General features: G+C 53.0%; 7 protein-coding genes. All 7 read left to right on the forward strand.

All coding sequences use genetic code 11. From position 1 onward, the window contains the following. Positions 1-195: 195 nt before the first annotated feature. The 7 genes from Q4563_RS15315 to glyA all read left to right on the forward strand — a co-directional run bounded on the left by Q4563_RS15315 (position 196) and on the right by glyA (position 10,626). The gene (locus Q4563_RS15315) at positions 196-2,538 is read left to right on the forward strand and encodes a TonB-dependent receptor (protein ID WP_442903762.1); all 2,343 of its coding nucleotides are present in this window, start codon (positions 196-198) and stop codon (positions 2,536-2,538) included. Positions 2,539-2,549: 11 nt separating this feature from the next. Beyond that, complete coding sequence (locus Q4563_RS15320) at positions 2,550-3,890, forward strand: hypothetical protein (protein WP_303605072.1); 1,341 nt, start codon at positions 2,550-2,552, stop codon at positions 3,888-3,890. A 137-nt stretch (positions 3,891-4,027) separates the two neighbouring features. Further along, on the forward strand, positions 4,028-5,782 hold the full coding sequence (locus Q4563_RS15325; protein WP_215974826.1) for a DUF1631 family protein: 1,755 nt from the start codon (positions 4,028-4,030) through the stop codon (positions 5,780-5,782). A 300-nt stretch (positions 5,783-6,082) separates the two neighbouring features. After that, positions 6,083-7,714, forward strand: coding sequence for a tetratricopeptide repeat protein (locus Q4563_RS15330; protein ID WP_303605073.1), 1,632 nt, complete (start codon positions 6,083-6,085; stop codon positions 7,712-7,714). Between the two features lie 30 nt (positions 7,715-7,744). Beyond that, on the forward strand, positions 7,745-8,221 hold the full coding sequence (locus tag Q4563_RS15335) for a DUF4870 domain-containing protein (protein WP_215974824.1): 477 nt from the start codon (positions 7,745-7,747) through the stop codon (positions 8,219-8,221). Continuing rightward, the gene (locus Q4563_RS15340) at positions 8,221-9,207 is read left to right on the forward strand and encodes a 2-hydroxyacid dehydrogenase (RefSeq protein WP_215974823.1); all 987 of its coding nucleotides are present in this window, start codon (positions 8,221-8,223) and stop codon (positions 9,205-9,207) included. The genes Q4563_RS15335 and Q4563_RS15340 overlap by 1 nt, the downstream gene beginning before the upstream one ends. A 156-nt stretch (positions 9,208-9,363) precedes the next feature. Further along, positions 9,364-10,626 (forward strand): serine hydroxymethyltransferase, encoded by a 1,263-nt coding sequence (gene glyA / locus Q4563_RS15345; protein ID WP_215974822.1) that lies wholly within the window; start codon positions 9,364-9,366, stop codon positions 10,624-10,626. The last annotated feature ends 273 nt before the right edge of the window (positions 10,627-10,899 follow it).

Below are 10,899 nucleotides of genomic sequence, written 5' to 3' on the forward strand. Positions count from 1 at the left end.
GCATTCAGCATTCAGCATTCAGCATTCAGCATTCAGCATTCAGCATTCAGCATTCAGCATTCAGCATTCAGCATTCATTTTACCCGCAAAACGTTATATTGTTGCAAATCCTAAGTGTTATGTTATAACATTTTGCAATTAGGGGTAGGGCGTATTGCTTTGCCCGCGGGAAATGATTCGCCATTGGGGGTGTATGTGTTGAAACGGTCTTTGTTGACCCTGGGTTGCTTGGTGCTGCCTGCCTGGGCCAGTGCCGATACTATTCGGGGTGTGGTGCTTGATGAAGTTGGTCAGCCGATTAGTGGCGCAACGGTGCAGGTGGTAGGAACGCGTACCAGTACGCAGACCAATAGTACCGGGGAATTTGCTCTGGAAGAATTGTCCAGTGATGACGTAGAGCTGCATGTACGCGCTCCGCGTTTTATGCACAAAAACGCGCATGTTCACGGTGGTGATACATCGCTCACCATCACACTGGATGAGACTGTGATGGAGGTGATCGACGTTACCGGTTTGCCTTGGCATGTTTCGCAATTAGAGTCGGCGACCCCAGTGACAGTGTTAAGTGGCGAGTCGCTGCGCGATCAGCAAGCGGCCACTCTAGGCGACACCTTGGGTAAGCAAATTGGGGTTCACTCCAGTTATTACGGCCCGGTAGCCAGTACACCCATTATTCGCGGTTTATCTGGGCCGCGCGTATTAGTGGCGCAAAATGGGTTGGATGTTGGCGACGTGTCGCGCTCCGGCCCCGATCACGCGGTTACTGGCGAGGCGACAACCGCCCGCCAGGTTGAAATTCTGCGTGGACCGGCCACCTTGTTTTACGGCAACGGTGCCATAGGTGGTGTTGTCAATGTGGTGGATGATCGTATTCCGCAAGACCTTGACACCTTTGGTCAGTTCCAACTGGAATACAACGGTGCCAACAGTGAGCCGGTCGTGCAAGGTAGCGCCAATGTCGCTGCCGGTGACTTTGCGTTTCATGTCGATGGTTTTTGGCGCGATGCGGATGATCTGGAGGTGCCTGAGTTTGCAGAGGCGAACCCCGATGCCGATGCAGCCTATGGCGTATTAGAAAATTCCGCCTACGACAGCCAGGGCGCCACCATTGGCGGCAGCTATATCAGTGACAGTGGTTTTACCGGCATCAGTGTGGGCCGCTTGGAGCGCACTTACGGTATTCCCGGCCACAGTCATGACGGTATTTCAGTGCAGGCGGACTTGGAGCAGGATCGTGTGCAATTGGTTAGCGAATACAGCTTTGATCACTCGCTGGTGTCCGAGGCGCGTTTTCGCTACGGTTATACCGATTATCAGCACCAGGAAGTTGAGGGTGATGCTATAGGCACCATTTTCTCAACCGAGTTACACGAAGCGCGTTTAGATTTATATCACCAGCCCTTCGCAGAGTGGCGCGGTGCCTTCAGTTTGCACGGTAAGCGCGAAGAGAGTTGGGCCAGAGGTGAAGAAGCCTTTGCGCCACCAGCGACGACCGAGTCTATCGCCGCGGCTGTGATGGAAGAGAGACACTTTGGGGACTGGTTACTGCAAATTGGCGGTCGTCTAGAGTTAATCCAAATTGACGCCACGGATGTTTTGCTTGACGGCGAAGGTGAGCGCGGTGTTTACCGCTCGGACCATGAGTTTACGCCTTACAGTGTGTCGGTCGGAACCGTTTGGGATTTTGCCGAAGGTTATAACCTCGGCCTGTCGGTATCGCATTCGCAGCGCGCCCCCTCTACCGCCGAATCTTTATCGTTTGGTCCGCATATCGGCGCCGGGACCTACGAGGTCGGTGCACTGTTTGACATCCTGGCTAACGATGAAGGCGACTGGGTTGTTAACTTCTCCGAGCAGCCACTGGAGCTGGAAACGGCTAATAACATCGATATTTCATTGCGAAAATTCTCTGGCAATATCGGTTTTGTAGTGGGCGCTTTTTATAATCAGATCGATAACTTCTACTACGAGCGAGCCACTGGTTTGTTCGAAGAAAGTGGCCACGATCATGACCACGCCGAAGACGAGCATGACCATGCGGAAGATGAACATGATCACGCTGAGGATGAACACGAGGGCGAAGATGAACTCTTGCCGGTGTATCAATTCACCTCGGCCGATACTGAGCTTTATGGTCTAGAAGGGGAGGTGCACTGGCAGGTGGCAGATCCCTTAATCTTGCGTCTGTCGGCCGATTACATTCGCGCCACCTTGCGTGACGGCGGTAACTTACCGCGCATTCCACCCATGCGACTTGGTTTACAGGCGGAATATGCAAGCGGACCTTGGCTAATGAGTGCCAGTGCCACCCATTATTTCAAAGCGGATGAAACCGCTGAGCTCGAAACCAGCACCGATGCCTACACTTGGCTCGATGTTGAGGTGAGCTACACCTTGCCGGTGTTGGATGGGGCCAAATTATTCTTGCGTGGCGACAACTTACTTAACGAAACCGCTCGCGTTCACTCGTCATTTATTAAAGATATTGCGCCACGCGCAGCGCGTTCGGCATCGGCCGGCATTCGCGTAAGCTTTTAAGGAGATTGGAAATGTTATTTGAAAAAAATGTAAAGCCACTGTCGGCCGCTATTTTGGCGCTATTGCTGAGCGCCTGCGGCGGCAGCGAAACTAATATCTATGCGCAAGACGTGGCAGAGCCCGGTCACGAAGATCACGATCACGAAGAAGATGAACACGGTCATGAAGAAGATGAGCATGATCACGAGGGTGAAGTCAGTGATGCGCGTTTACTGTTGATAGAGGCAGGCACCGATACGGTTCATGTTTTTGAGGCGGGCGATGGCGATGAGGTGACCGAGCTCACCTTGCCTGCGTCTATTGGTTACGCCTACCCCGTACCGGGTTATCGCTATGCGGCATTTATTCACCGCGACGATAACTGGGTCAGCTTTGTCGACGGTGGTGTGTGGGAGGAAGACCACGGTGATCACGATCATCCCTACGCAGAGGCCCCAGCCATTTTGGATTTCCATCTGGATGGCGTAAAACCAACTCACTACACCTTTGATGAAGAACAGGTCGCGGTATTTTACGATGGCAACGGCGACACCAGTGATGTTGCAGGCGTGGCCACTTTCGATGCCCACACCGTGGCGGATAATGGCCTTGCCAACACCTTGAGCTTTGCCACCCATATGCACGGTGCGGCACAGGTGCGTGGCGAGCATCTCTACACCACTGAGCGCGATGCCGATGCAGCCTCAACTCTGCCGGATCGGGTGAGCGTCTACCACTTGCACGATACCGAGTACGAACTGGAAGCCATCTTTGATGAGCCGTGTCCAGCCCTGCACGGCAGTGCGCAAAACGAAGACCATGTATTCTTTGCCTGTGGTGACGGTGTGCTGGTGATTGAAGAGCACGATGGTTTTGAGGTGGCAAAAATCACCCACGGTGACGTGTTGGCCGCCGATGTCCGAGTGGGCAGCCTGCGTGCACACGAAGAGGTTCACGATGTTATTGGCATCGCCTCGGGCTCTTTGGTCTTGGTTGATCCGCACGAGGCAACTTTGCAGTCACTGGCTTGGCAGTCAGACGTTGCAGTGGTCGCTAGCGATTTTGTTGCCGATGGTGAGTTTTTCGCCGCACTGTTAGCCGATGGTAATTTGGTGGTGCTGGATACGGCCGACTGGTCTGTCCACGGTGAATTGGCCGTAACCGATGCATCTGTTTTGGCAGAGGGGCAAAGCTTGAGCTTTATCGCCGAGCCCGATGGCCACCATATTTATGTGTTAAACCCCGGTGAGTCAGAAGTGATTCCGGTCGATGTCGAAGCACTTGAGCTCGATGCGCACTGGGAGTTAGATTTTGTGCCTGCAGGCGGTGTTTGGGTCGGCTATGGTGCAGAAGACCACGACCACGACCACTGAGTTTTATTCTTAGTCAGGGTGTATTAATTTCACCCTATTGGTTTGGCGCCCTTTGTATTATGCTAATGTAATGCACTGGGTGCCTTGCTAGGTTACCCCATCCGTGTAGTTACATCATCTAGGGGGCCTCAAGCCATATGGAGCATTCGCAAGACAAACAGTTAACGCTTGCGGCATGCTTGTCGGATTTACAGCTCTGGGTTGCAGCACGCGATCCACTTAGCGTCGAACTGCAAGCGCAGCTTCTGGCGACTCCTCGACTGTCCCTTGATCACTTCCACCAGCAAGCCCCAGGGGCAGACCCCATTTGGTTGGTCGGCTTATGGCTGGCGCGTGGCATTGGCGATAATCTTCGTTGTGACTTGGAGTTGGCCGAACGCCTTCAGCGAGTGCAGCGTATCTTAATTGAGTTGATTGCAGAGGATGCAGCTTTTAGTCATGTGAGCGAAAAACGCTGGTTTATCGCCTGGGATACCTTCTTTTTTCATCTGCATAGTTGGTACCCGGGGCTGGGTAGTGCGGCGAATAAATTTCTGGCCCAATGTGATCACACCTTGCAAATGCTCAGCGGTCAAGACCCTGCCGTTTGTCTTCAAGCTATCGAGGATTTCAATCAGCAGGCTGATCGCGACTTGGAGCGCGCGGGGCGCGTAGCGGCGCGCATTCGTGATACTGAACTCGGCCAATTAAAGGTCCAAAAAGCCAAGCGGCAAGTAGACGAGACACTTAACCAATGGTTGGCTGGCAGCCGCTTGCCCGATAGCGTATTCACCTATATTCGCCACACCATGGGGCCGGCCTTACAATTTTATTTGATTAATGATCGCCATCAAGAGTGGGAACTTTGGTGCGATTTATTGCAGTCACTTTGTAAGATGTTTGAGCCCAATAAGTCAGCTGAGGAGCAAGTGCAACTGCACCGCCAGGCTCCTGCACTGGGCGCACGATTGCAATCAACAAAACCTCCTGAAACCTGTGAGCTACAAACTTACCACCACTTTATGAGCGATGTGCTAGACGGAGTGGATCAACTGTTGGCGGGGGCGTTGCCGGATGCTGACATCGCACCGCCCATGGCGAGGGAAAACCCCGCCGCGCGTTTGCGCTCTCACCGCCGAGACCAGGAGCAGCACCGGCTAAACTGTGGCGATTGGTTGCGTTTTACCAATGCCAATGAAGGGGATGTACGCTGTCAGTATTTATTGCAATCGCCGGTGAGTGATGAGCTGATTTTCGTCAATCGCTTAGGACATAAAGTGGTGCAAATGTCCGTCGGCAGTTTCCTTGAGGCTTTAGATCGGCGCGATGCCGAACCCATGGCCAATATTAAAGTCTTTAGCACTGCCATGAACAAAGCTGTAGCTCGGCTGGAGTACTGCCATGCCGAGGCCAAGGTGAAATGGCAACAGCAAGAAAAAATAAAACAGCAGCGCGAAGCGCAACTGGCCCGTGAGCGCGCCGAACGTGAACGCGCCAAGGCCGCTCGGCAGCAGGCCAATAAGGCCGCACGCGAGCAGGCACTGGCAGAAGAGAAGGCCCGTCTACATCGTTTAAAAGTAGAGCGTGAACAGGCCGAGCTTGAGGCTCGCCAAGCCCTGCAGGCGCAGCGTGAACAAGCCGCGGCAGCTCGCATTGAAACACTGGTAACAGGCATGTCGGCCGATATTACCGACAGCGACAATCATACCGAGCGCTGTACCTTGGCTATGATTATTCCTTCTACGGGGAAATATATATTCTTCGATCAGTACCAGCGCAAAGTCAATGAGTGGCGGCGCGAAGAGTTAATGCAGCAGATCATGGCCGGCAATATTGACTTTTACGATGCCGAGCCCGGTTTTGACAGTCGCCTAGAGCAAATAGTCTTCGGCCAAAAGCGCACACAGGCGTAACAACTTTCTCGATTGTATTTTTCTTGCGCAAGATCTGCTTTTTAGCGGCAAATGCCGGTATTATATTCACCAAGCGCTTGGTTAATGGGTCATTAAACAGATCAATAACTAAAGAGTCTCTGCAAGCCCCGAAGGGTGCGGCCCAAACGTCCACCCGCTGTGTTGCCCTTCTTGCCAAGGACTATGGCCATTACCTGCGAAGAGCACCTTGCGCAGTGAACGTTTGGGCTCGTGCAGAGACAACGGAAGGCTTTATCAGGGACTCCCTAATAACAAAAAACGTATGAGTAAGGCACACTTATGAATGCTTACGAACATTCCGCGCAAATAGCTCGTGTTTGCGAACTGTTGGAAAACGGTAAAGCCAAAGCCGCATTAAAGCGACTAAGCCCCCTGTATAAAGCCGATGAAGACAACCTTGAGGTGGTTTACCTTGTACTGGATGCCTTGGCTGAGCTGGAACTTCACGATCAAACCCAAACGGTCATTTTGCGAGCTATTAAGCGTCAGCCGCAAGAGGCAGAGCTTTGGGGGCGTTTGGTGCACTTTTATCTCGACCAAAAAGACAGCGAGCTAGCTTTAAAGGTGCTGAACAAAGCCAGCGCTGCTTTGCCAGAGCACTATGAGTTATCGCGCTTGAAAGCGTTTGTGTACTCCCGCCAGGGCAATCGCGAAGCTATGCATGATCAGCTCGAAGTGTTAATAGCCGCACATCCAGAGCACACTCACGACTTATTAATTGAGCGCGCTGAATTATATCGTACGCTTGCGCTGGAGCCCAAAAACGGTGAGGCCCAAGTCAAAGATGCACTCGGTTTTTCGGCCCTTGCGGTGGTACCTTTGCAAAAAGCGGCGGCAGATATAACTCGGGCTATTAATCATCAGGTTGACGATTGGCATTTGTATTTTAAGCGCGCAGGTTTTCATAAACTATTGCTCGATTTTGATGCCGCCATTGTCGATTATGATCAAGCGTTGCGACACCTTGATACCGAAGGTGAAGATTTTCGTGAATTTTTAATCCAAGAACGCGACGGCTGTTTAAACGGTGGCCGCAATGGGCGCGAAGCTTTTGCCAATTCGCTGCGCGAAGGCATGCCCTCAGCGGATAACGGCGAGTTGAGCATGGTTGATTACATGAGCAATAACCTGATGGATACTCTGGCCGATCAATACACCGACAACAACGGCAACATAGTGGAGTTACTCGAGACGGTCAGTGATGACCCCGACGAAGCGCTGGCCCTCAGTGTGGCGCAAGACATTATTAAGCAGGCGCGCGAGCCCAACTCCGATTATCAGCCAGTCGATGCCTGTGAATTTCCCCGCTCCGAGCGCGCCTTTTGCGATAAAGTCGAAAAAGCACTGACGGCGCAAGGTTTTACCTCGCTGGGGGATTTTGAGCCGGTTGGTGCTCGCCCCATGCTGGGCAAGCGCGCGCTGGTGCGTATTTTTCTCTCGGAGGATTCCTCTATTTGCGCGGCAGCTGCGCGTTTTTCGCCGTTAAAGCCGGCGCTATGGGTGTGGCTGATTATGGTGTTGTTGCGCCAGTGGAAACCGCATCATTTTGTTCAGTTGGAAAGCGTCACCACCGCGGGACACTTCCTGATAACCAGTAATAGCGGTTCCGTCAGCCCTTTTACCGATTTGCCACGCAATATAGACGCGCTCAATATGGCGCCTAACACCAAACTTCCAGAGTTGGTTGCCGCGCATCAGGAGCGGTTGCAGACCGAACAGGCCGACTGGGTGGATTATCAAAATCTAGATGGCGTGTTGGATTACCAAGAAACGCTGCGCTTAGCGAAAAACGCCCATCGGGAAAGCATTGGCTTTGTGACAGAAGATGAGCTTAACTCCCTTTTGGGGAAGCAGTACGATAAATTTGCAGAACCTGTGCGCAAATATTTACGCTTACTGACCCACCGTTAATGACAGCCACTAATATGCCGGAGCAAGGTCATGGATTTGGAAAAAATTGAAAAGCTGAACGAACTAAAAGAAAAAGGCATGATTACCCAGCAAGAGTATGACGAAGCTAAGGCCAAGGCGCTCGGTGGCGGCGCCAGTGCTGCTCCAACGATGGATATGGATAATCGCACTTACAGCATGCTGATGCATTTTGCTCAGTTGTGCGGTTATTTGCTCCCTATGTGTGGTTGGGTTGCGCCGCTGGTGTTGTGGCTTATTCGCCGGGACGATCCGTACATTAATGAGCAAGGTAAGGTAGTTTTTAACTGGATTATCAGCTCATTTATCTATCATATAATCTGTTTTATGCTGTGGTTTGTGGTGATTGGTATCTTTATGACCGTGATACTGGCCGTGATATCAATTATCTTTGCCGTTATCGGGGCGGTTCGCGCCAAAGACGGCGTTATTCAGAACTACCCTATGAGCATCTCGTTTTTCGCTGTTAACCCCAATATCGATGAATAATGCGCCTCGCTGTTTTTAATGCCAAAGGTTACGACCGTCTTTATCTTGATCATTTCGCCGATTGGCAGCTGACCTTCTTTGACGCGCACCTAAACGAACAGAGTGCGCCCCTGGCTGCAGGTTTTGATGCGGTCTGTTGTTTTGTTAACGATGTCGTCAATGTGGCGGTATTGGAGCAATTGTCTGAGCGGGGGGTAGGGTTAGTCGCCATGCGTTGCGCCGGGTTTAACAATGTTGATATCGCCGCTGCCCGGCGCCTCGGTATTGCTGTGTGTCGCGTGCCAGAATACTCGCCTTACGCGGTTGCCGAGCACGCCGCGGCGCTGGTGCTGGACCTTAATCGCCATATTCGCCGGGCTTACGCGCGAGTGCGCGAACAGGACTACTCGTTGGATGGTCTGCTCGGCTTTGATTTGCATGGCAAAACCGCAGGCATTATTGGCGGTGGTAAAATCGGCCAGGCGTTTGCGCGCATTATGAATGGCTTTGGTTGTCGTACGCTGGTGTATGATCCGGCGCCAAGCGCCGCCATGGCAGTGCTGGCAGAGGCTGTGAGTATCGAGCGCTTGTGGGCCGAGTCGGATATCGTGTCTCTGCACTGCCCCTTACTTGAAGCCACCCATCATCTGGTCAATGCCGACACCCTAGCGCAGATGAAGCCGGGGGTGATGCTAATCAATACCAGTCGCGGCGGCCTGATTGATACCCGTGCGGTTATCGCCGCACTGAAAAGCGGCCGCATAGGCTACTTGGGGCTCGATGTCTACGAAGAGGAGGCGGACCTGTTTTTTAATGATCTGTCCGACGGGATTTTACAAGACGATGTATTTGCCCGCCTGCTTACCTTCCCCAACGTGGTGATTACCGGCCATCAAGCATTTTTTACCCGCGAGGCGCTGGCAGAAATTGCCCGTGTGACGCGGCAAAACTTGCAAGCTTATGCTCGCGGTGATTGCAGCGGTAGTGGATTTATCGTTGGCTGTTAGCCTCTTAACTTAGTCGCCGTTTGGCGTGTCCATATGGCTCGACGTAATAGATGCACAAGGCTGGTCGATTGGTGTACAATCGCGCCTTTCCTTTTTCCACCCTTACTCATTAACCCGGCAGTGCCGGCGCGCTGCCCGTTAGTTTAGGAATTGCCCATGTTTGATAAAGACCAAACAATCGCCTCGTTTGACCCGGAAGTTTGGGCCTCAATCGAAAATGAAAGCCGTCGTCAGGAAGAGCACATCGAACTGATTGCCTCGGAAAACTACACCAGCCCCATGGTCATGGCGGCGCAGGGCACCAAGCTTACCAACAAGTACGCCGAAGGCTACCCGGGTAAGCGTTACTACGGCGGTTGTGAGTATGTCGATAAGAGCGAACAGCTGGCTATTGAGCGCGCCTGCGAACTGTTCGGTGCCGATTACGCCAACGTACAGCCGCACTCGGGCTCACAGGCCAACGGTGCAGTGTACCAAGCGCTGTGCAAGCCCGGCGATACCATTTTGGGTATGAGCCTGGACGCCGGTGGCCACCTGACCCACGGGGCCAAGCCTAACTTCTCCGGCAAAACCTACAATGCCGTACAGTACGGCCTGAACCCAGACACCGGTCTGGTGGATATGGACGAGGTTGAAAGCCTTGCGCTAGAGCACAAGCCCACCATGATTGTGGCTGGCTTTTCGGCCTATTCACAGGTGATGGACTGGGCAAGATTTCGTGAAATCGCCGATAAAGTAGGCGCTTACTTACTGGTTGATATGGCTCACGTGGCAGGTTTAGTCGCTGCGGGTGTTTACCCCAACCCTGTACCACACGCTCACGTGGTAACCTCCACCACCCATAAAACCCTGCGCGGTCCTCGCGGCGGTATTATTCTGGCCAAAGCGGATGAGGCAATCGAAAAGAAACTCAACTCTGCGGTATTCCCCGGTGGTCAGGGTGGTCCTTTGATGCACGTGATTGCCGCTAAGGCCATCAGCTTCAAAGAAGCCATGAGCGACGACTATAAAACCTATCAGCAGCAAGTGGTGAAAAACGCCAAGGCCATGGCCAAGGTGTTTTTGGAGCGCGGCCTCGATGTGGTATCCGGCGGTACTGAAAACCACCTGATGCTAGTGAGTCTGATTGGCAAAGAGTACTCGGGCAAAGACGCCGATGCCGCATTGGGCGAAGCGAATATCACCGTTAACAAAAACGCCGTACCCAACGACCCTCGCTCACCGTTTGTGACCTCTGGCTTGCGTGTTGGCACCCCGGCCATCACCACCCGCGGCTTTGGCGAGAGCGAGTGTACCGACCTGGCGCACTGGATGTGTGACGTGCTGGACGGCCTGGAAAAAGGCGACGCCTCAGAAGCCATCGCCACCGTGAAACAGAAAGTGTTGGACGTTTGTGCCAAGTTTCCGGTTTATGGCTGATGTGCGCTGCGCGCGTCTGAGGTCGGAAGTCTGACGTCGGACGCGGTGGGGTGGAACGCGGAACGCGGAATGCGGAATGCGGAATGCTTATAGAAGGGCGGCTCCTTACCGGGGTCGCCCTTTTTATTGTCACGGTGTATGAAGATGAATGGCGACAATGCTTGACACCGCTAGGCGCCAGCGCAACACAATATTGTCCAGCATCCAGCATCCAGCATCCAGCATCCAGCATCCAGCATCCAGCATCCAGCATCCAGCATCCAGCATCCAGCA

It is taken from the genome of Gilvimarinus sp. 1_MG-2023 (assembly GCF_030548285.1).